We start from the raw sequence: 23045 nt of genomic DNA, 5'->3' as shown, positions 1-23045 counted from the left end.
GTGACTAAGCTAATCGCTTCTAATTTAAATTCTCGGGTATATTGGTTGCGTTTGTTGGTCATACTATTTTCCTTCTTTGGGTTAGTATAGCCTCTTAGCAGTTGTCCAATTTAATTATGCCACTACAGGTCAGGATTTGTACCAAGGCTGCTTCATCTAGCTCTTGCAGTGCCGCAAGTACTGGCAGACGACCGATCAGCTCAGGAATCAGACCAAACTTGATCAAATCTTCTGGCTCGACTTCTTGTAGCAAGTCTGAGCTTCGACGGCTGTCATCTTTTGAACTGACATCAGCGTTAAAGCCGATACCGCCTTTTTCGGTACGTTGCTGAATGACTTTATCAAGTCCAGCAAATGCACCACCAACGATGATTAGGATATTGCTAGTATCAACCTGTATCAGCTCTTGCTGCGGGTGCTTACGGCCACCGTGCGGCGGAATAGCAGCCACAGTACCTTCGATTAGCTTAAGCAATGCTTGCTGTACGCCTTCACCTGATACATCACGGGTGATAGATGGATTGTCACCTTTCTTACTGATTTTATCGATTTCATCAATATAGATGATACCTTGCTCAGCTTTGGCCACATCATAGTCAGAAGCTTGAAGTAGCTTTTGTACGATGTTTTCAACGTCTTCACCAACATAACCAGCTTCGGTCAAGGTCGTGGCATCAGCCATCGCAAAAGGTACATCTAATAGACGAGCTAAGGTTTGCGCAAGTAGCGTCTTACCAGAACCAGTTGGACCGATTAGCAAGATATTACTCTTAGCCAATTCTACCATTGCATCATCAGCGCCGATCTTGGCTTTTTTACTATCATTGGCTAGCGTCTGGCTAACTTTTAGACGTTTGTAATGGTTATAGACGGCCACAGCCAATGCTTTTTTGGCGGCGTCCTGACCAATGACATATTCATCAAGCTTGGCACGCAGCTCTTTTGGCGTTGGTAGTTTTTTATTGACCCAAGAAGTGTCTACTTCACTATCGTCATCACCGTGCTCTGCGCTGTCTGCGATTAAGTCGGTACATAGCTCGATACATTCATTGCAGATATTGGCATCGTCAGCAGCAATCAGTTGCTGTACATCGCTTTTGGCTTTACCGCAAAACGAACACTGCGGGGTATTATCTTCTGCCATAAAAGGCGCTCCTAAAATTTAAAACTGGTTAGTTTATTTGTAGTATGTCGATTATCGTATCAATTCAATGGTCATACCTTTCAATAGATCAGGCATGACATTGATAACGGTTTACTGTACGGCAAATAAACTATAAAGGGTCTTATGATTGCACTCTCAATGAAGAGGCATCACGTTAATGCTTAGATTACAAAGATTCAGGGCGACGCTCTAATACTTCGTCAACCAAGCCATATTCTTTGGCTTCTTGAGCATCTAACCAATAATCACGCTCAACGTCTTTTTCGATTTTCTCTACTGGCTGACCAGTGCGCTCAGCTAAGATACTATTTAGACGTGCACGAGTTTTAAGGATTTCACGAGCATTGATTTCGATATCTGTTGCTTGACCCTGCGCGCCGCCTGAAGGCTGGTGAATCATAACGCGAGCATTAGCAAGTGAATAGCGCTTGCCTTTTTGACCAGCAGCCAATAGGAATGAACCCATGCTGTAAGCACCGCCCATACAGATAGTAGATACTTCAGGTTTGATGAAGTTCATGGTATCAAAAATAGCCAAGCCAGCGCTTACTGAGCCGCCTGGTGAGTTGATATACAAATGGATATCTTTGTCAGGGTTTTCAGCTTCTAAGAATAGTAACTGGGCAACGATAAGGTTAGCCATGTTGTCTTCGACCTGACCGGTCAAAAAGATAACGCGCTCACGTAATAGGCGTGAAAAAATATCAAACGAGCGTTCACCGCGTGAGGACTGTTCAACCACCATAGGTACTAAAGCCGCTTGTGTGGTCTGTACTTCTTTGTGCGCACTCATCAGCATATCAAAATGCGGGTTGGCAGTGATGCGATCATAATCTGTCATAGAAAAGTCCTATCGATAAATGTATAAAATAAAAATGGATTGAATGATTTTATTGTCTAGTAGTTTTTGACTAATGGGTTGTTTATAAGGGGGCTGCGCTCACTATTCAAGCCTATAAAACGGGTTTGTGCATAAAATAGGTGAAAAAGTGACCCTCCGATATGTCTAGGACTCATTGCTTATATTAAAACTTATACTAAAAATACGTCTAGAAGTAGATAAATACTATCTTATCTATTATCAAGTCGTACAGATATTGATAGTATCTATATCGACAGCGTCTGTATCGACAGCGTCTGTATCGATACAAATAGCGTAAATCATGTTTGAACTGACTTTTTAACATAGAATACCTGATTAATAGCCCTATAATCCACCTATCTTACTGACTGAGCCTGCAAATAGTTATGCGTTTAGTATTTTTGCTTATCTAACGTCCTTAGAGGGTATTGAGCTAACAATAACGCTAAAAAATGCACTGTTATGGACAAAATGTACTATTTTGGTGCAAATATCTGCTGATTTTATAAATAGATAAGGCTCAAAAAACGTTTAGAAAATAGCTGGAAATATACGATTGTTTTTATCGTCTAATCCAAAAAAGAAAAAGCGCAGACAAATCAAAGTTTTGAGTCGGTAAGGTTGTCTATTTGATTATCTGCTATCAAGGGTTGGCACAATGCTTGTATCAATAAAAACATTGACGCTTTGATTTATCATGGTGCGCTGGGCACGATAAATGATGTACGCTGTATTCCTCCGTTACTATTCTGATATTACTGTCGCTAATGAACTGTAGTTAACGATTGGCAATAGAGTTCTTAACACATAGCAAATGATAGCTGTCATACAAAATACTGAAACATATTTAATTAGTAAATGAGTATATAAAATGAGTTGGGCCTCTTCTTTAGCATTAAGCTTTGACACTGTTAGCAGTACAAGTACGGCCAAAGAGGGTACGGCTGATAACTCAAAAACGCGGCTTTATCATCGTAAGCACACGGGTGCCTTGATGGTACAGCGTGCTCTGTATCCTGAGCCAAGCGTACAGCAGGGTATTTGTCACATACTGATGTTGTACCCGCCAGCCGGTATCGCAGGCGGTGATACGCTGACCATAGACCTAAACTTAGATAGTGGCAGCCACGCTGTTATCACCACACCAGGGGCAGGTAAGTGGTACGGTAAGGACAGTGTTAGTCAAAAACATAAAGCTCCGTTGAGCGACAACGACACTCACCAAAGTATGGGTCAAAATGAAATAGCTGCCTATGCGAGCCAACACGTACAAGCCAAACTCGCAGCACATACCCGATTAGAATGGCTGCCGCAAGAGAGTATCATTTATAACGAAGCCAATATGCATGCAGTGAGCCGTTTCGATTTGACGGATTCATCTAGTCTACTGACATGGGAGATTAGCGTATTTGGGCGGCAAGCTTACGACGAGCAGTTTTTGCAAGGGTATTATCATACTGGATTGAACATCTACCGAGATGGCAAGGTTATCGTTGCTGAGCGAGTAGCGCAGGCAGCACAAAATCGCTGGTTTACCTCAAATTTGGGATTAGCGAACCAGCATATTTATGGATCGTTTTGGGCAGTACCAAGCTTAAGCGATGTCCATGACAATCTTGCACTCTCCGCGTCACAGACTACGCAATCGACCGAAACTGCCCAAGCAACTATCAAGCAGTCATTAACCCGCTATCTAGACAATACCGTAGCAGCATTACGACAAGTAATTGCTCAAGCACAACTGCCTGTCTACTGCACTCATAATTGCCAAGCGATCAATATCCGCTACATTGGCTCAGATGTACGAGGTTGTTTTGAAGCGTTTTATCAGCTAAGAGAAGTCTTGCGAGATCATTGGTGGCAACTTGAGCCTTGTCGTCCACGTATTTGGGACACTTAATATGGCCACTTTAAATAATGACACTAAGATATATTGCGACTGTTTTTAATCGATATTTAATGCTGTGAAAATCTCTAATCTGCTATAAATATAATGATAAGTACAACAAGGAATTATCATGCACCTGACCCCAACAGAAAAAGATAAACTCATGCTATTTACCGCTGGTATGGTGGCTGAGCGTCGCAAAAATCGCGGTGTTAAACTCAATTATCCCGAAGCCATCGCTTATATCAGTATGCTGCTGATGGAAGGCGCACGAGATGGTAAAAGAGTCGCCGAGCTGATGAGTGAAGGTGCTACGTATTTGTCTGCTGATGATGTCATGGAAGGGGTGGCAGAGATGGTCGATGAAGTGCAAATCGAGGCGACCTTTCCTGATGGCACCAAACTGGTCACGGTACATAATCCCATCGTATAGTTCTGTCTATCACCGAAATGATTACTCCAAAATAAGGCGGCTCCCATGCAAGCAGGCGAATACCATATCCAAGATGGCGACATTATCTTAAACCAAGGTCGACAGGTACAGACCATCAGTGTCAGCAATACTGGAGATAGACCGATCCAAATCGGCTCGCATTATCATTTTTACGAGGTCAATGATGCGCTGAATTTTGATAGAGAGCGGACACGTGGTTTTCGTCTAAATATCATCTCTGGAACCGCTGTACGTTTTGAGCCGGGGCAATCGCGGGAAGTAGAGTTGGTAGCATACGCTGGTAAGCAAGATGTATATGGTTTTGCGGGGCGTGTCATGGGCGCAGCTCATCCCGACGAAGCATCAGAGAGTGTTACTGATAAAAAGGCAACCGCTACTTCGCAGAAGCGAGTCAGTCGTCGCATTTATGCTGAGCATTTTGGTCCTACCACAGGTGACAAAGTCCGTCTTGCCGATACCGAGCTTTGGCTACAGGTTGAGGCGGATTTAACCAGTCATAAAGATACTGCTGTTGATCAAGCGAATACGTCACGAAGTGGTGAAAGTAGCAGCAAGCCTATTGAAATTAAAGGTGAAGAAGTCAAATTTGGCGGTGGTAAAGTCATTCGTGATGGTATGGGGCAAGGACAATTACTAGGTGCGGAAGTTGCCGATACAGTTATTACCAATGCATTAGTCGTTGACTATACAGGCATCTATAAAGCAGATATCGGTATCAAAGATGGTCGTATCAGTGCCATTGGCAAAGCGGGCAACCCTGATATTCAGCCTGCTATTGATATTCCTATTGGCGGTGCTACCGAAATCATCTCTGGTGAAGGCAAAATCCTCACAGCAGGTGGCGTTGATAGCCATATTCATTTTATCGCGCCCCAGCAGTGTGAGACGGCGCTTATGTCAGGGGTAACTACGATGCTGGGCGGCGGCACAGGGCCAGCTCAAGGTACGCTCGCTACTACTTGTACACCAGGGGCGTATCATATTGCCTCAATGCTAAAGTCTACTGATAGTATCCCTATGAATATTGGACTACTGGGTAAAGGCAATGTGAGTGTACCAGAACCCATTGCTGAACAAATCGAAGCAGGTGCCGTGGGGCTAAAGCTACATGAAGATTGGGGTACAACGCCGCAAGCCATCGACAACTGCTTGAGTGTCGCTGACGACTATGATGTGCAAGTGGCCATTCATACCGATACTTTAAATGAAAGTGGCTATCTTGAAAGTACGCTCGCTGCTTTTAAAAACCGCTGTATCCATACTTTTCATACTGAAGGGGCAGGCGGTGGCCATGCGCCCGATATTCTAAAGGCTATTGGCGAGTCGCATGTGCTGCCATCTTCAACCAACCCAACGCGACCATACACCGTCAATACCATTGATGAGCATCTCGATATGCTGATGGTTTGTCATCACCTGAGTCCTGCTATTGCTGAAGATGTCGCCTTTGCTGAGAGCCGTATTCGTCAAGAAACTATCGCCGCAGAAGATATCCTGCATGATTTGGGTGCTATCTCGATGATGAGTAGTGATTCACAAGCGATGGGGCGGGTGGGGGAAGTGGTCATCCGTACATGGCAAACCGCGCACAAAATGAAAGTTCAACGTGGCCATCTAGCGCCAGATGCAACGGCGAACATTGAAGATGAGCAACAGTACATTACTTTGACAGACTATGACCAAAGTGCGAACAACGATAACTTCCGTATCAAACGTTATATTGCAAAATATACGATAAATCCTGCGATTACTCATGGTATTAGCGATATGGTCGGCTCAATCGAAGTGGGGAAATGGGCAGATATGGTGCTATGGTCGCCCAAGTTTTTTGGGGTAAAACCTGAGTGCATTATAAAGGGCGGACTCATCGCTGCGGTACCGATGGGCGATATCAATGCCTCTATTCCCACCCCTCAGCCTGTACAATATCGTCCTATGTTTGCTACTTATCCAAAATCAGTCGCCCAAACTAGCATTACTTTTATGTCGCAAGCGGCGATCGACAAACAAGTGGATAAGCAGCTTGGGCTGACCAAAGTCATTCAGCCAGTACACGGCATCCGTAAAATTCGTAAAAGCGATATGCGCTTTAACAGCTACTGTCCAGATATGGACATCAATCCTGAGACCTATGAAGTAAGTGCGGATGGTAAGACACTCACCTGTGAGCCGGCTGATGTACTACCCATGGCACAGCGTTACTTTTTATTTTAGAGCTTATGATGCACGTTTATAGGAGCTCTAGGACAGTGAGCCATAAACCATTTATACCAATAGTCAGTTGGTTTTTTGAGTGATATCGTATCTTTATTCCCAACACTTTTATCATCAATACTATTGACCAATAGTTTGAGCAACAACGGCCAGAGAAGAATAATGAAAATATTTAATACCCGTCTAAGTACGCCTAGCGATACCCAAAAAGCACAATTGGTAGAACAGTATCAAGCCGATGATTACCTGCTATTGGATTTTGATACTCGTCAGCATTCCCGCTTTAGAGCCATTACTGTTTCAGGTGAGGCAGTTGGTGTTGACTTGCCTCGTACAGGTGTACTAAAAGGAAATGATGTCCTTATCAATGCAGCAGGGGAGTTGATGCAAGTCATCGCCAAGCCGCAAGCGGTGACCAAAGTGACGGCTGACGATGACTTTCTACTAATGAAAGGCGCTTATCACTTGGGCAACCGTCATGTGCCATTGATGTTTGACCACAGTTTTGATCAGGGTAATGCAGGCTATGCGTTATATTTTGAAAACGATCATGTACTTGCACAAATGTTAGAAAATCTTGGTCTACATATCGAGTCTACCTCAGTGCCATTTGAGCCTGAAACGGGCGCTTATCAAACGGGACAAGGGCATTCGCATGGTCACGCTCACTCCCATGCACATTCGCATAGTGACTCTCATAGTCATAAGAAAAGTCATAGCCATGACGAAAGCCACAGCCACGGACATCACCATAGCCACGGACATAGCCATAGTCATCATGATGCGCTTGTAGGTCGTTCGAATGATGGTTGATACCAGTGCTCAGCCTGCTCAGTCTACCCAACTTGGGCAGCTGTTGATGCTGGCATCGAGCAATTTGCCGATTGGTAGCTATACCTATTCGCAAGGTGTGGAGTCAGCGATTGAGTCAGGGGTTGTCTCTGATGAAGCCAGTACGCTTACATTTATGCAGGACTATCTAGCGCTTGCGGTGATTGGCTACGAGCTGCCTGTATTAGGGCTGATAATGTGCGCACTCAGCCAAGGTCATGAAGCGCTAGCGGCAAATCTAGCACACGATTATCACGCTGGTCTCGAGAGTAAAGAGTTTGTACTGGAGTCGCAGCAATTGGCACAGGCGATGGTGTCTTGGCTCAACGAAGTATTGAGTCTTGGCATACCGGCCGAAATACCTGAAGATGGATTTTTGCCGCTATTTGCACATATTGCTCAGCATTGGCAGCTGCCACTAGCGCAGTCAATGACTACTTATGGATTTGCTCAATTAGAGAACATGGTGCTCGCTGCTGTTAAGACAGTGCCGTTAGGACAGATGGCGGGTCAGCGTATTCTTTGGCAATTGCAAAGCGATCTAGGTGCTCAGGTCGATGCTCTAAGCGATGATGTGCAACAGGCCTTTGGTGCCTTAGTCATGTCGACAAACACGGCCAATACTTTAGGTGATAGTGAAGAGTCGGACTGTCAGCAGCTATGCCAAGACCTCTATGAATCGCTTAATATCTCGAATAACTTGCCCAGTTTGGCTATTCTCTCAAGTATGCACGAAGAGCAATACAGTCGGTTGTTCCGCTCATAACTGTACCTTGATTTCTATTTATACTTATTAATATACAAACTGTTTTAGGAAATTAATATGTCTCTAACTCCGCTCAAAACAAAAAACACTCACGCTGTATCAGACGTACAAACTGATAGCGACAGCCAGAAACCATCTTCTGCCTTATCGTGCTTACGCCTTGGTATTGGTGGGCCAGTTGGTAGTGGTAAAACTGCTTTGACTTTAAGGCTATGCCAAAACCTACGCGATACGGTCAATATGGCAGTGGTGACCAATGACATCTATACCAAAGAAGATTCAGAGTTTTTAACTCGCAATGATGCCATGCCTGCTGAGCGTATCCGCGGTGTAGAGACGGGCGGCTGTCCGCATACGGCTATCCGCGAAGATGCTTCTATTAATCTGACTGCGATTGCTGAGCTACAAGCAACTTTTGAAGGGTTGGAGTTGATTATCATTGAATCAGGTGGCGACAATCTAGCCGCGACGTTTAGCCCAGAGTTGTCTGATTTGACCTTGTACGTCATCGATGTCTCTGCAGGCGATAAGATACCTCGTAAAGGTGGCCCCGGTATTACCAAGTCTGATTTGTTGATTATCAATAAAACCGACCTTGCACCAATGGTTGGTGCTTCGCTGGAAGTGATGGAACGCGATGCCAAAAAAATGCGTGGCGACAAACCTTTTGTCTTTAGCAATATGAAAACAGGTGATGGACTAGACGAGATTATCGCCTTTATTAAAGAACATGGCATGCTTGCCTAAAGAGCAGGTGAGCTTTTACCATTAAAATATAAAGAATAAGGAAAAACCGCATGACACAGTGTACAAAAGGTATTCACATCGAAAAATCTCGTTTTTCACAAGTGCTCTCAGCTCGTCACATCGTTTCTGGTTCGGCTGTGATGATGACATCACTAATGCTACCGTCATTGGCGCAGGCGCATTCAGGGCATATTCATTCGACTACTACGCAAGCGCCATCGTTTTTGGGTACGTTGCAAGCAGGACTGATGCATCCAGTAACTGGCCTTGATCATCTGTTTTTGGCAGTAGGCATGGGCATGTTGTTTTATGGTCTACAAAAGCAGCGCTTAGGCATGATGTCGTTGACGGCAGGGTTGTCATTAGGCGCGATATTGGGCACGGCTGGTGTGCTGATTGGCGGTATCGCGTTTGCTGCATCATCTGGGCTAATTGAAGTGGCAATATCACTGTCGGTAGTCGTATTGGCTATGGTCTTGATGAGCCAAAAAAGCAGACAAGAAGCATTCTCTGCTCAGACCCATACAGCACGCACGCCAAGTATTCAGCAGTTATCATTGTTTGGTTTTGGTGGTTTGGCCGTCTTTCATGGGTTGGCACATGCGCTGGAAGTACCAGCAAACGCTGGCGTGAGTGGTCAGCTAGGATTTTATGCAGGGATGCTGGTTACGATGCTGGCGCTATATGCTGTTGGTACATTGGTCAGTCAACAGCTACAGCAACGCCTCGGTGATAATTTATGGTTACAGCGCGGGCTAGTCGTACTCGGACTGGGTGCAGTGTTTGTTCCTGCTTTTGTATAAAGTAAACTCTATGATGATTTACTAAATAAAGCGGTTATCAAGCTTCCGTAAAAAAATACGGCCCCGATCAATGATCGGGGCCGTATTTTTTGACATGTAGAACAAGAGCGCTATCTAAGTATTATGGTTTAACACCATACAGCGCTCAGTCTAAATTACATTGCTTGCTGCTGTTGTTGCTGAGCAGCTAGCAAGTCTTGGTAGCTAACTTCTTTGTCAGTTACTTTACCTTGTGCGATCAAGTAATCTACTACTTGGTCTTCTAGTACAACAGACTCAATGTTAGCGCGCTGCTGCTTGTCATTGGTGTAGTACTCGATAACTTCTGCTGGATCTTCGTAGTTTTCAGCGGCTTCTTTGATGAAGGTTTCTACACGCTCTTGATCTACTTCTAAGCCTTTAGTATCGATAACACGGGCAACGATGATGCCAAGACGGGCAGCACGTAGTGCTTGCTCTTCAAATAGCTCATTTGGTAGCATGTCTTTATCGAAGCTATCAGCATTCGCACCGAACTGCTGAGAGAAACGTTGCATCATCATGTTGCGTTGACGCTCGATTTCTTGCTCTAGCATAGCATTTGGCACGTCAAACTCGTTCTTTTCTAGCAATGCGTCAAAAGTCGCTTGCTTAACTTGGCTACGCGCAGCGTTTTTGATTTCGCGTTCCATGTTTTTGCGTACGTCTTCTTTCAACTTCTCAACGCCGCCTTCTTTTACGCCGAATAGCTCTAGGAACGCATCATCAATTTCAGGTAGCTTAGATTTTTCAACCAATTTTACGTTGATTTTGAACTGAGCTTCTTTACCAGCTAGGTTCTCAGCTTGGTAATCTTCTGGGAAAGTTACGTCGATAGTTTTTTCTTCGCCAGCTTTCATGCCTTTGATACCAGCTTCAAAACCTGGAATCATTTGGTTGCTACCGATAACTAGTTTAAAGTCTTCAGCAGAGCCGCCTTCGAATTTTTCGCCGTCGATAGAGCCTTCAAAGTCAAAAGTCACTTGGTTGTCTTTCGCAGCCATGCCCTTTTTCTCAACGAACTCTTCACGTTGCTTTTGTAGGTTTTCGATCATGGTGTCAACGTCTTCTTCACTCACTTGTGCAGTGTGACGCTCAACTTCGATCTCATCGATACCTTGTACGTCAACTTCTGGGAAGATTTCAACAGTGGCTTGATATACCAAGAAATCGTCTTCAAGTTTTACGTCGTCGATGTTAGGCATGCCAACAGCACGGATGTCTTCAGATTTGATCGCTTCAAATACAGTATCACGGATTACATCGTTGATAACTTCTTGTTGAATGCCAGCACCGTACTGAGAGCGGATGTGTGACATAGGGACGTTACCTTTACGGAAACCGTCAATCTTGGCGGTTTTCGCAACTTGGCGAATACGGCCTTCAACTTTGTTTTGAATTTTTTCAACGGGCACTTTAACCGTTAGCTGGGTTTCTTTATTAGATAGCTTGTTGGTTGTGACTTGTAAATCTGTAGCCATGTTAATTACACCTTTAGGATTAAGTAGTACGTTTGATTAATGAAATAGTACTTAGGGTTAAATTGTAATAGACAGACCGCGCCTCAAATTACGGGCATGTACGACGGGCTGCCGTTGAAATAAATAGGGGATAGCGATAGCGCACAACGTCAAATTCAGTGCCAGTAGCAATCGCCGCTGATACCAAAAGGTGAACCTGCTGAGGTTGTCCATGCTATCAAATATCGATAATAAACCGTTAATGCACCGCATAATAACGCTTTTTGGTGAATTATACAGCCAAATAACGGATTTCAACAAAATTTTAAAAGTAGAACAGTATAATCTATCTGTTTATTAAAGTAAAAATTATCTGTTTGATGGCATGTTTCCTTATGTTGCTTGCTCTTGTATGGCTTAATTTTATATAAAGATTTGACCATGTTCATAATCAATAAATAAGATAACGGATAAAAAACAGCGATAAGGTTGTAAACGTATTATGAGTATCAAGTGCACTTGTAGATAGTTATAAATAGAACAGCTATAAGGTACTTATAAAGGTAGCTGCGCCAATAGCTGCTGGATTGCCTGACCACGATGACTGATGCTGTTTTTATTAGCAGCGCTCAGACTCGCTGCACTGGCTTGCAAATCAGGTAACCAAAACAGTGGATCATAACCAAAGCCACCATCACCATGCGCTGTCTCTGAAATCTCGCCATGCCATAATCCTTGGGCGACAATCGGTAACGGGTCATCGGCATGACGCACCATTGCCAATACGCATACAAACATACCTTTGATCGGAGCATCTGGCTCTGCTGCGCGGATAGGCTGCAAGTCGGCGATGAGCTTGGCGTTATTTTTACTATCGTTACCGTGCTCACCAGCGTAGCGAGCAGAGTAGATACCTGGCGCATTACCTAGTGCAGGCACGCACAGTCCTGAATCATCAGCAATCGCAGGCAGTCCACTGATACGGCTCGCATGACGGGCTTTGATAATGGCGTTTTCTACAAAGCTTAAACCATCCTCGATGGCGTCTTCAATATCGAGCTGACATTGCGGGACAATCGTCACGTCCAAGTTCGCTTCGGCAAATAGCCGTTTAAATTCAGCCAATTTGCCTTTATTGTTGCTAGCCAGTACCCATTGGTTGCTAGATGTCGGATGGGTAGCAGTTAACGAGGTATCAGTAGTGCTCATAGAGTTATTCCGTAATATAAAGATAATGAAGAGCTATTATTCGAGTAGGCTTTATTTATCTTCTGTAGCGCTAATCGGTAAATTGTTTGTCGATTGAAGTAGTTATACTAATCATGATAACGCATGAGTTTGGAAGGAGTGCGGTTACTGCTTAATAAATAACCAATCGCTATGTAGATTGTACGGGCTATAACATTTGGTAACTGATATTATTGGTTACTATTGCTATAATAGGAGACAAGCTACAGTGAATTATATCTTATGGCTTGTGAATATTAAGTTAATAAAAGTCTATAAAGTCAGAGACTTGGCTTTTTGACGAAGAACAATAGCAATAAGTAAGTTGATTTTGGATTCATAATGATACGTGATATTGTATTGAGCAGTACTGTGTATCAAGCGATAAAGTTCATTTCAAACAATAAACTCAGCCAATTTAGTCCGCTATTTTATAGTGTTTTTTGCGGTGTAAAAATAGCGTAAAATTCAGCTTCTATAAGCAAGTTTTTATAAACTAACGGCTAAACAGCAAGGATAAAATAATTATGTCAAACATTACTTTACCAGACCTACCATATGCAAAAGACGCACTAGAGCCACATATCAGTGCCGAAACGTTAGAGTATCATCATGACAAGCACCATGCTGCTTATGTAAACAAGTTAAAAGACATGTTGCCAGGTTCTGGTCTAGAAGACAAAACATTGCCAGAAATCATCGTAGCGACTGCTAAAGATGACAGCAAGCAAGGTATGTTCAACCAAGCAGCTCAAGTATGGAACCACACGTTCTATTGGAACTGCATGACGCCAACGAACGGCGGCGGCGAACCTACTGGCGATCTAAAAGCAAAAATCGAAGAAGATTTCGGTAGCTACGACAAGTTCCGCGAAGAGTTCAAAAACGCAGCATTGACTCAGTTTGGTTCAGGTTGGGCATGGCTAGTTGCTGATAAAGTCGGTGGCAAATTGTCAATCGCCAAAACGGCTAATGCTGATACCCCACTTGCACATGACCAAGTAGCGGTATTGACTTGTGATGTATGGGAACACGCGTACTATGTAGATTACCGTAACCGTCGTCCTGACTATGTTGATACGTTCCTAGACAAGCTAGTGAACTGGGACTACGCAAACGCAAAATATAAAGGTCAAGATGCTGGCGTTGAAGAGTAATCTTTAACGACTAAGTATTTGATTGAAAAAAAGGACACCGCGAGGTGTCCTTTTTTTTGTGATAACTTTCTATAGTAGCTTTATATTTTGATATCTGATTAAAACATATTTCTGATAGAGCATCGCCATTACGCTATTAGGCGATACCGCCGTTTGCGCCGATATTTTGTCCAGTAACCCAAGCTGCTTCTTCACTCACCAAAAATGCCACCACACGGGCGATATCGACTGGTTCACCGATACGGTTAAACGGTGACATGCTAGCGAGGCTTTCTACCGTGTCGTCCGCTTTACCTTGATGAAATAGTTCAGTGTCAGTAGGGCCGGGAGATACTGCGTTGACCGTGATGTTACGCGCGCCAACTTCTTTGGCAAATATACGGGTCAGCTGATCGACTGCACCTTTGGTCGCACAGTAGGTGCCGTAACTAGGTAACAGCATGCGAGTGGTCGTACTTGAGAGATTTACAACGCGGCCACCGTCATTGAGTTTAGTCGCAGCTTCACGCAATGTATTGAACGTGCCTTTTACATTAATAGCAAATATACGGTCAAAGTCTTCGTCGGTGGTCTCGGCAATAGGTTTATTAATCATTATGCCTGCGCTATTGACCAGAATATCTGGCTTACCAAACGCGCTGATAGTGGCATCAAACATTGCTTCGACTTGTTTGGCATTGCTGACATCGGCTTGCACAGCCATAGCTTCACCACCTGCTGATTTAATCTGGCTTACGATATTATTGGCTGCTGCATCATCATTTGCATAATTAATGACGGTTTTAGCCCCTGATTTTGCGAGCGATAAGGCTATTTGCGCGCCGATACCTTTTGATGAACCGGTTACAATCGCGACTTTATTTTTTAGTGTTGTCATTATTATTCTCTCTACTATGGTGGATAAATATCAGCATGCCTATTATGGCACTTTGTCTAATGATTTTTAATTAACGGTATAGACGTTACCAGTGTGCAAAGCCAATGAGTAGAGCGGTTACGTATATTTATTTTAGGATAAGCTTATCCATTGTGTCTATGCGGATGTAAAGCATAGAGTTTAAGAGGTTAGCGTTGAAAAGTATTCTTTAGCTATTGAGGGTTTGGATTAGAAAAAGGACACGGTGAGGTGTCCTTTTTTGGTTTGAAGATTTAATGTGGTTTATGTGCGTTGTTATTTTAATAGTTTGAATTAATCACAATTTATTAGTAATAATGAAGGTGGTTCTGACATTAATTCGCCATCATAGCTTGATTCTAACTGATTGATTAAATCACTTGCTAACGATGATTCATTATTTGTGACTTCTAGATGGCTGTACAGTACTGTACGTAACCACCCTCTGAATATATTTCTGTAGTTGATGTCTTCTATGCTTACAGTGTTTTTCGGTTCGATGGGGGTTCCTATTTCTAAATTGTATAAAGCCTTCGCAAAAGTAAACAAGCAGCATGCATATGTACATTCAACATATCCACTAATATTCCGTGAAGATTTTAAAGTCTTGGTTTTTAGTTTTGCATATTTACGTTTAGGAGAACTTAATGGTTCAGCAGCATCTGCTGACATATAGAAAAAATCGTAGTTCTTATTAGAAATCTTATGGAATACGCCTAGCGAACCAATCGAAGGTAATATTGCTCCACTTAGAATATCAGGATTGCAATCAAAAGGTTTATATGGAAGAACATTTGGTCTTCGAGATAACAAATCCCATTGTTCAAGGTTGGCTTTGAAGTCGATAGAAGGAATTAAATTAGAAGAAGTGCTACATAGGTTTGAGTGTTTATCATTTGACTTTTTTGCTTGTAATAATGTCGCTCGTGCTTGGAAAGTAGGATGTTTGCTATATGAGACAATTAATAAGTCTGAAATTTCACATCTTGCTGGTGCACGTCCCCAACTACCTTGGCCGTTAAAAATAACTTGATGCTTCATACCATGAAACTCTTCAACTTTAAAATTATTTTTTAAAGAGCTGAAACTTCTCATTAAAGCTCTGAACTGTTGAATTTCAGAAAAATTAGATTTGCAAGACTCAATATTCCATACTTTTAATAGTTGATGTGCAAATAATATAGAATTCATTTTTTTTCCTAAAATAAAGTATATAAAACTACAAAACCTCAAACCCAAACTTACCCAACACTTCTCTCAGCATCGCAATATTGTAATAGGCATGTGCATTGACGGTGTTTTGAAAGAAAATATAGAGCGTATCAAAATGTTGACGTTGATTGGCAATCGCTTGCGCCCAGTCTTGCATCTCAGCTTCGCTATAGCGATAATCATGACGATCAGCTGCGCTCATCGCATCCCACCAGTTTAGGTTATTGCCATGCATGCGCAGATAGCCAGTGCGTTCGGTAAATATCAATCGTGACGGTGGTAATCCGCTGACCTTTGGGTAATCAACGCTACACCAAATGAGACTTTGCTGTACAAAACTATCGACCACTTGCGGCGTGTGCCAAGCGTTATGACGAAACTCAATGGTGAGTGGGTAGTCTTGAAACCAACTGACAAGCTCTGCTAGATAGAGACGATGCTCGCGAGTACGATCAAAGCCGTGTGGGAATTGGAGTAATAATGGCGCTAAAGCATTTGCTTCGATAAGTGGAGATAAGGCGTTTAGAAATGCCTGTGCGTGCTCGGCAGTGCCTTTGCGTGCATGAGTAAAGTCTTGATGCAGTTTGACGGCGAACTTCAACTGACTGTCCGCCTGTACATAAGCTTTATCAACCATCCCAGCAAAGGCTTTTTGTCCGATGGGCGCATAAAATGTGCTGTTGATTTCGACTGCGCCGTATTGTTTGGCGTATTCACGTAAGAAATCGGTTTTTTTGGTGCTGGTGGGATAAAGCGTACCGAGCAAATCGGTATCGCTATAGCCACCAGTGCCAAGATAAATACGCGGGGTAGGGGAACTGTCCATGTTGACCACTCACTGCCGTTTTGGGTAATAAAGTTTGCTGAGCTATTTTTATTCAGCGGCTATTCGCTAAGCTATTTCTTACGCGACCATAGCCACTCAATCAATGCCAATAGCGCGTCGTTGTCTGTATTACTGCTCAATTCACGCATAATAGCTGCGCGCCCATCATTAAACAGTGATTGCGCATAGCTGGTCGCGTCATCGACACCCATTAGTTTTACATAGGTAGATTTGTCTAGTTTTTCATCGCTACCCGCAGGCTTACCAAGCGTATCAGTCGTCATGGTGACGTCTAGCACATCGTCTTGAACTTGAAAGGCGAGACCGATATATTGCGCGCACTCTTGTAGTGCCATGCGCTGCGGAGCCGTTGCACCAGCACAGACGCCGCCCATGAGCATCGCTGCTTCAATCAATGCCCCTGTCTTGTCACGGTGGATAGCTTCCAAATCATCCTGCGCGATACTGGCACTGGCTTCGGCATTGAGGTCTAGCATTTGACCTGACACCATGCGTCTAGCACGCGGCGCAAATATTGCCATAAGCTGACTGGCGATATTTGCATCGAATGGCGCAAAGGTTGGCATCTCCGCGGTCAATACTTCAAAGGCTAGCGTCTGCAATACGTCTCCTGCCAGTAGAGCCGTTGCTTCATCGAAGACAATATGAGCAGTCGGCTGCCCACGGCGCAGCTCATCATCATCCATACATGGCAAGTCATCATGCACCAACGAATAAGTATGCAGCAGCTCTACAGCTAATGCGGCACGGCGCGACATATCGTAGTCTGAGTCGTTTTCTAATAGTGCGTCCAGATCAGCATCGAGAGTATCGATGTCATTATTATTCTCGTCTGTATGTTCATTATTACTGCTATTGATACTGGCAAAAGCGCTAGCAACCATCAGTGGGCGTACCAGTTTACCTTGTCCAGTCATTACATAACGGCAAGCATCTACCAGCGGGCTAGGCAGCTTGGCATAAGCAAACAAGACCTCGATATCTTGCGCCAGTTGCGCACGCACAGCACCATGAAATTGCTCAGTGCTTTGAAAAGAGACAAAGTCAGAAAGAATAAAGCCAGTAGAGGTAGTACTAGAAGTAAGGGAAACAGTCATAATCCAACCATTTATCAGGGATACAGTAAAACTTATTAGGGATAAGGAAAAAACGCTATTAGTGTAGCATGATAGGTCATATCGCTTATGTGACACACGGTGTCAATTGATTGTTTTTTGCATTTTTCTACCGAAGTTTATTCAAAAACAGTGCAATCTTAGCTGCAATACAGCGACAAGATTTTGTTACGGATGGATGATGTCACTCTCTGGTTGAATATGTTCTGATAAAAGAGCAAGCTAAGCTGACACGTTAATCTTATTATCGTAGTCAAATGGTACTGAATGCTGACACTGAATAGCTAGCACTGACCAAGTAGCATTTATTAAGTAGCGCTAACGGACTTTCATTCCAAAGATGGTAGGCATCAAGCCAACAACACGAAATAAATCTAAATTAACAATTCAGTATACATTTATTCACTAAAACACTTTTAGCGTAAGGTAAATGCCTGCAAGTGATTTAAGAGTGACTTGCGAGTATGGTATTAGCTTGTGACAGTTAGGGGCATAATCCCCTACACTAATTGACGTGAAAATGGTCTGATGGTGACCCTACTGGGTTTTTTCTCAGGATGTTCAATCGTCGATACCGAGTGTTAGACCAAGTCTCAGTCAATATTTTGAACATCAGTACCTGCAACAGCAGTATATAAATGAAGCGTCATATGATGTCATGCAAGAGACGCAAAATACGTGCATCATGATGAACGCTGGATAATAAAGACATCTTCACTTGTGAGCTGGTTATATGTTTGTCTTTATAACATGACAAGCGCACAGTGCTATTACCCATTTTACTAACAGTAACTGGCTATTTATTTTAATTCAAAACGTAGCTTTCGTTATATAGAAAGGAGTTTCAAATGGTATACCAAGGAAATCGCATCACGGTGACAATGCTAGAGGATGGCATCGCCAACATGCAGTACAACGCCGAAAATGAGAGCGTGAACAAATTTGATGCCGAAACCAACAAACAGTTTGGTGAAGCAGTTAGTGCGTTAGAAAAAGCCGACAACGTAAAAGGTCTTATCGTTACTTCAGCCAAAGGCGTGTTTATCGCTGGTGCTGATATCACAGAATTCGTCGGTTCTTTCAAAAAATCAGAAAGCGAGATCAAAGATTGGGTCGTTCATGTTAATGACGCTTTCAATCGTTTTGAAGACCTGCCATTCCCGAAAGTTGCGGCTATCAATGGCGCGGCAATGGGCGGCGGTTGTGAAATGACTTTGGTTTGTGAATACCGTGTCATGAGTGACAAAGCGATCATCGGTTTACCAGAAACTCAGCTAGGTATCTTCCCAGGTTTTGGCGGTACGGTTCGTAGTACGCGTATCATCGGTATCGATAACGCACTTGAGCTGATCGCGACTGGTAGCCCAAAGAAAGCATTGGCAGCATTGAAGCTAGGCTTGGTTGATGCGACTGTACCTGCTGATGATTTGCAAGATGCAGCAATTGACCTAGTCAAAAAATGTATCTCAGGTGAGCTTGATTGGAAAGCAAAACGTGAAGAAAAAATGGCTCCAGTTAAGCTAAACCAGCTTGAGCAAGCGATGGCGTTCAACAGTGCCAAAGGTGCTATTTTCGCTAAAGCCAATCCTAAGCAATACCCAGCACCAGCAATCGCTATCGAAACGATTGAAAAGCACGTTAATTTATCACGTGACAAGGCAATCGAAGTAGAAGCGGCTGGTTTTGCTAAAGCGGCTAAAACCCCACAAGCAGAAAGCTTGGTTGGTTTGTTCTTAAACGATCAATTGGTTAAAAAGTTAGCGAAACAGCATAGCAAATTAGCACATGACATCAGTGAAGCCGCCGTACTAGGTGCTGGCATCATGGGTGGCGGTATCGCTTATCAGGCAGCCAGCAAAGGCTTGCCAATCATTATGAAAGATATCAAGTCTGAGCAATTAGACCTTGGTATGGGTGAAGCGAGCAAATTGCTTGGCAAAATGGTAGAACGCGGCAAGATGACCCCAGCAAAAATGGGTGAAACATTAAGCCGTATCCGTCCTACTTTGAACTACGGTGATTTTGCTGAGACTGATATCGTAATCGAAGCGGTCGTAGAAAATCCAAACGTGAAGCGCGCGGTACTTAAAGAAGTAGAAGGTCTAGTAAAAGACGATTGTATCCTAGCATCAAACACGTCGACTATCTCTATTACTTTCTTAGCGGAAGCACTTGAGCGCCCAGAAAACTTCGTTGGTATGCATTTCTTCAACCCAGTACATCGTATGCCATTGGTAGAAGTTATCCGCGGTGAGAAATCATCTGAAGAAGCCATCGCGACTACGGTTGCCCTTGCTTCTAAAATGGGTAAAGTGCCTGTCGTCGTGAATGACTGCCCAGGTTTCTTGGTAAATCGTGTATTGTTCCCATACTTTGGTGCCTTTGACTTGCTACTGAAGCAAGGTGCTGACTTTGCTCATGTCGATAAAGTTATGGAAAAATTCGGCTGGCCGATGGGTCCTGCTTACCTAATCGACGTCGTTGGTTTGGATACTGGTGTTCATGGCGCAGAAGTGATGGCAGAAGGTTTCCCTGACCGCATGAAGCCTGATTATAAAGGTGCTATCGAGCATTTATACGAAAACAAACGCTTAGGTCAGAAAAACGGCATTGGTTTCTATAAGTATGAGATGGACAAACGCGGCAAGCCAAAGAAAGTTGCTGATGAAGCCACTTACGAGTTGCTAAAAGCCACGACTGATAGCGAAAAGCAGACCTTTGATGATCAAGCGATTATCGACCGCACCATGCTGGCTTTCTGTAATGAGACTGTACGTTGCCTAGAAGACAATATCGTCAGCACGCCATCTGAAGCCGATATGGCGATGATTATGGGCGTTGGTTTCCCACCATTCCGTGGTGGCCCATGCCGTTATGTTGACCAAATGGGTCTAGATAACTACTTGGCACTATGTGAAAAATACGCACATCTTGGCAAAGCTTATGAAGCGCCACAAAAGATTCGCGACATGGCAGCCGCAGGCGAGACTTTTTACGCAACAGCGTAATAGTCAGTCATTACTAGGATGAAGTGCAGTACGTTTGCTATTTTGCATGAAAGCAATTGAGACATGAATCGTTTCCAATAGCGAACGTACGATTATAGTTGGTTCGGTTTAATGCTAGTACGAGTAAATCAAGCACAAATGTACCTATTGTACTTTGAGCGAGATTGACAAGGTAATAGTCGTAAATTGGGCTGACTACACTGACAATAAAAATTGAAAAGGAATATGGTATGACAATTTTAAGTCCAAAAGATGTGGTCATCGTAGATGGCGTACGCTCGGCAATGGGCAAAACCAAAAACGGTATGTTCCGTCATGTACGTGCTGACAGCATGTCAGCGGAACTAGTACGTGCGCTAGTAGAACGTAATGACTTTGATACCAATGATATCGAAGACATTATCTGGGGTTGTGTAAACCAGACGCTAGAGCAAGGCTTGAACATCGGTCGTAACATCGGTTTGCTAGCTGGTATCCCAAAGACTGCTGGTGGCCAAACAGTTAACCGTCTATGTGGTTCTTCTATGCAGGCACTACATACTGCCGCTGCTCAAATCATGACCAACCAAGGTGATGTATTCATCATCGGTGGTGTTGAGCACATGGGTCACGTCGGCATGATGCACGGTGTTGATTTGAACCCTGCTGCTTCCAAGCATTATGCAAAAGCGTCAAACATGATGGGCTTGACTGCTGAAATGTTAGGTCGTATGAACAATATCACGCGCGAAGAGCAAGACGCGTTTGGTCTTGAGTCACATCGCCGCGCATGGGCTGCAACCACTGAAGGTCGTTTTGACAACGAAATAATCGGTATCGAAGGTCATGATGCTGCTGGTCGTCTGCAACTATGTACGGTTGATGAAGTGATTCGTCCAGATGCAACGATGGAGCAAATGCAAAAGCTACGTCCAGCGTTTGATCCAAAAGACGGTACAGTAACAGCGGCAACCTCATCTGCATTATCTGACGGTGCGTCAGCGATGCTAGTCATGAGCGCACAAAAAGCTAAAGATCTAGGTCTAAAGCCACGCGCCCGTATCCGTAGTATGGCTGTGGCTGGTTGTGATGCCGCTATCATGGGCTATGGTCCTGTACCTGCTACCCAAAAAGCATTGAAGCGTGCTGGCATGAGCATTGCTGACATGCAGACCATCGAGCTAAACGAAGCATTTGCTGCTCAAGGTCTATCGGTATTAAAAGGTCTGAACCTATCTGACAAGCAAGACATCGTTAACATCAACGGTGGTGCCATTGCTCTAGGTCATCCACTAGGATGTTCAGGTGCTCGTATCACAGTGACATTGCTAAACGCGATGGAGCAGTCAGATACTGAAATCGGTCTAGCGACAATGTGTATTGGTCTTGGCCAAGGTATCGCTACTATTATTGAGCGTGTTTAATCTTATTTATATAAACAAGATTATTTGAACACTTAATAAGTAGCTACTCGCTAACGAAAAACCTCTAGTCATAACGGCTAGAGGTTTTTTTATGGGTCAAATTAATAGTTGGTAAGCTAATAGATCACAGAGTCGAAAAACACAGTATTACGGCGATTAAAAATTATCTCCATTGACGCATTCATGAAACTATGACTAAATAAGAGAAAGATGAACCATGGCACTGTTTATGATAATTCTAAAATAGTTTTTAGTTGCAACTGTCAGCCGTACAAGGAGTGTACTATGTCTACTATGATTAATGATCGCACCTATCGAATCGCTCGTGAGAATACCCAAGCGATGATTGTTGATGTGCAAGAGCGCTTAACGCCGCATATCTATGACCACGAAAATATCGTCAAAAAAACCGTTACCTTGATTAAAGGGCTGCAAGCGCTCAATATTCCAATCATGCTCAATGAACAATATAAAAAAGGCTTGGGCGATACCTTACCAGAGCTGCGCGACGTACTTGAAGGAGATAATGCCAAGAGCTTTGAAAAGGTTACCTTTAGTGCCTGCGATAATAATGATTCATGGCACCATCTAGCGCAGCAGAACCGTAGTACTGTTCTGCTTTTTGGTGCTGAAGCTCATGTCTGTATTATGCAGACGGCACTGGATTTATTGGACAATGGTATGCAGCCTGTCATTATTGGGGATGCAGTGGGTTCTCGTTTTCCTTACGACAAAAAGCAAGCAATTCGCCGTATTCGCCGTGCAGGGGGGGTGATCAGTACTGTAGAATCAATCTTATTTGAGCTGTGCCGTAGCAGCGAAGATACTGCGTTTAAAACCATTATTAATTTGATCAAGTAGGTGGCTAATATCTAGGTGCTTAAAGGCTTGGATAAATGTCAATTTAACCATTTATCTTCTAATTTATAATAGATAGCGCTTGGTAAAATAAGCGCTATTTTTTTGACAACGG

18 protein-coding genes and 1 pseudogene are annotated in these 23045 nt (G+C 43.5%); 11 read left to right on the top strand and 8 right to left on the bottom strand.

Annotated elements, in window-relative coordinates:
- Nucleotides 1-127 precede the first annotated feature (127 nt).
- Nucleotides 128-1144: pseudogene (gene clpX / locus JMX07_RS02475) on the bottom strand (ATP-dependent protease ATP-binding subunit ClpX); the annotation flags it as partial.
- A gap of 187 nt (nucleotides 1145-1331) precedes the next feature.
- Complete coding sequence (gene clpP / locus JMX07_RS02470; RefSeq protein ID WP_197411852.1) at nucleotides 1332-1958, bottom strand: ATP-dependent Clp endopeptidase proteolytic subunit ClpP; 627 nt, start codon at nucleotides 1956-1958, stop codon at nucleotides 1332-1334.
- 940 nt (nucleotides 1959-2898) lie between these two features.
- On the opposite strand from clpP, the gene JMX07_RS02465 reads away from it, so the two are divergent.
- The 7 genes from JMX07_RS02465 to JMX07_RS02435 all read left to right on the top strand — a co-directional run bounded on the left by JMX07_RS02465 (nucleotide 2899) and on the right by JMX07_RS02435 (nucleotide 9730).
- Entirely contained in the window at nucleotides 2899-3927 is a 1029-nt protein-coding gene (locus JMX07_RS02465; RefSeq protein WP_201606112.1) for an urease accessory protein UreD, read from the top strand.
- 118 nt (nucleotides 3928-4045) lie between these two features.
- Nucleotides 4046-4348 (top strand): urease subunit gamma, encoded by a 303-nt coding sequence (gene ureA / locus JMX07_RS02460; RefSeq protein WP_057761815.1) that lies wholly within the window; start codon nucleotides 4046-4048, stop codon nucleotides 4346-4348.
- 45 nt (nucleotides 4349-4393) lie between these two features.
- Nucleotides 4394-6583 carry an urease subunit alpha gene (ureC, locus tag JMX07_RS02455; RefSeq protein ID WP_201606102.1) on the top strand — a complete coding sequence of 730 codons (2190 nt, stop codon included), beginning with the start codon at nucleotides 4394-4396 and terminating at the stop codon, nucleotides 6581-6583.
- A 162-nt stretch (nucleotides 6584-6745) separates the two neighbouring features.
- Entirely contained in the window at nucleotides 6746-7396 is a 651-nt protein-coding gene (ureE, locus tag JMX07_RS02450) for an urease accessory protein UreE (RefSeq protein WP_201606094.1), read from the top strand.
- Nucleotides 7386-8180, top strand: coding sequence for an urease accessory protein UreF (locus tag JMX07_RS02445; protein WP_201606092.1), 795 nt, complete (start codon nucleotides 7386-7388; stop codon nucleotides 8178-8180). Before ureE ends, JMX07_RS02445 begins: the two co-directional genes overlap by 11 nt.
- Before the next feature lie 57 nt (nucleotides 8181-8237).
- Nucleotides 8238-8927 (top strand): urease accessory protein UreG, encoded by a 690-nt coding sequence (gene ureG / locus JMX07_RS02440; protein WP_201606090.1) that lies wholly within the window; start codon nucleotides 8238-8240, stop codon nucleotides 8925-8927.
- 50 nt (nucleotides 8928-8977) lie between these two features.
- A complete protein-coding gene (locus tag JMX07_RS02435) occupies nucleotides 8978-9730 on the top strand; it encodes a HupE/UreJ family protein (protein WP_201606088.1) in 753 nt (250 codons plus the stop codon).
- Between the two features lie 155 nt (nucleotides 9731-9885).
- Here JMX07_RS02435 and tig read toward each other — a convergent pair whose 3' ends face one another.
- Nucleotides 9886-11229, bottom strand: coding sequence for a trigger factor (tig, locus tag JMX07_RS02430; RefSeq protein WP_160023344.1), 1344 nt, complete (start codon nucleotides 11227-11229; stop codon nucleotides 9886-9888).
- A 534-nt stretch (nucleotides 11230-11763) separates the two neighbouring features.
- Complete coding sequence (rdgB, locus tag JMX07_RS02425) at nucleotides 11764-12417, bottom strand: RdgB/HAM1 family non-canonical purine NTP pyrophosphatase (RefSeq protein ID WP_201606086.1); 654 nt, start codon at nucleotides 12415-12417, stop codon at nucleotides 11764-11766.
- Between the two features lie 545 nt (nucleotides 12418-12962).
- Between rdgB and JMX07_RS02420 the strand changes: the two genes are divergently transcribed.
- Nucleotides 12963-13592, top strand: a complete 630-nt coding sequence (locus JMX07_RS02420; RefSeq protein ID WP_101205324.1) for a superoxide dismutase — start codon at nucleotides 12963-12965, stop codon at nucleotides 13590-13592.
- 136 nt (nucleotides 13593-13728) lie between these two features.
- Here the strand turns inward: JMX07_RS02420 and JMX07_RS02415 are convergent, their stop codons facing one another.
- The 4 genes from JMX07_RS02415 to JMX07_RS02400 form a co-directional block, all read right to left on the bottom strand.
- Nucleotides 13729-14469, bottom strand: a complete 741-nt coding sequence (locus tag JMX07_RS02415; protein ID WP_201606077.1) for an SDR family oxidoreductase — start codon at nucleotides 14467-14469, stop codon at nucleotides 13729-13731.
- A 312-nt stretch (nucleotides 14470-14781) separates the two neighbouring features.
- Entirely contained in the window at nucleotides 14782-15678 is an 897-nt protein-coding gene (locus tag JMX07_RS02410) for a hypothetical protein (protein WP_201606076.1), read from the bottom strand.
- Nucleotides 15679-15706: 28 nt separating this feature from the next.
- Nucleotides 15707-16525 (bottom strand): DUF72 domain-containing protein, encoded by an 819-nt coding sequence (locus tag JMX07_RS02405; RefSeq protein WP_201606075.1) that lies wholly within the window; start codon nucleotides 16523-16525, stop codon nucleotides 15707-15709.
- Nucleotides 16526-16596: 71 nt separating this feature from the next.
- Nucleotides 16597-17643, bottom strand: a complete 1047-nt coding sequence (locus JMX07_RS02400; protein WP_201606074.1) for a polyprenyl synthetase family protein — start codon at nucleotides 17641-17643, stop codon at nucleotides 16597-16599.
- A gap of 866 nt (nucleotides 17644-18509) precedes the next feature.
- Here JMX07_RS02400 and fadB point away from each other — a divergent pair.
- From fadB to JMX07_RS02385, 3 genes are all read left to right on the top strand, one after another.
- Nucleotides 18510-20669: a fatty acid oxidation complex subunit alpha FadB gene (gene fadB / locus JMX07_RS02395; RefSeq protein WP_201606073.1), complete on the top strand. Its 2160-nt coding sequence runs from the start codon at nucleotides 18510-18512 to the stop codon at nucleotides 20667-20669.
- A 230-nt stretch (nucleotides 20670-20899) separates the two neighbouring features.
- Nucleotides 20900-22072 carry an acetyl-CoA C-acyltransferase FadA gene (gene fadA / locus JMX07_RS02390; protein ID WP_201606067.1) on the top strand — a complete coding sequence of 391 codons (1173 nt, stop codon included), beginning with the start codon at nucleotides 20900-20902 and terminating at the stop codon, nucleotides 22070-22072.
- A gap of 285 nt (nucleotides 22073-22357) precedes the next feature.
- The gene (locus JMX07_RS02385; RefSeq protein WP_201606057.1) at nucleotides 22358-22933 is read left to right on the top strand and encodes an isochorismatase family protein; all 576 of its coding nucleotides are present in this window, start codon (nucleotides 22358-22360) and stop codon (nucleotides 22931-22933) included.
- Nucleotides 22934-23045 lie beyond the last annotated feature (112 nt).

Origin of the sequence: Psychrobacter immobilis, assembly GCF_904846235.1 — a bacterium.
GTDB lineage: Bacteria > Pseudomonadota > Gammaproteobacteria > Pseudomonadales > Moraxellaceae > Psychrobacter > Psychrobacter immobilis_C.
Note: the sequence above shows the minus strand (reverse complement) of the source record. Positions and strands in the feature narration are given on the sequence as shown.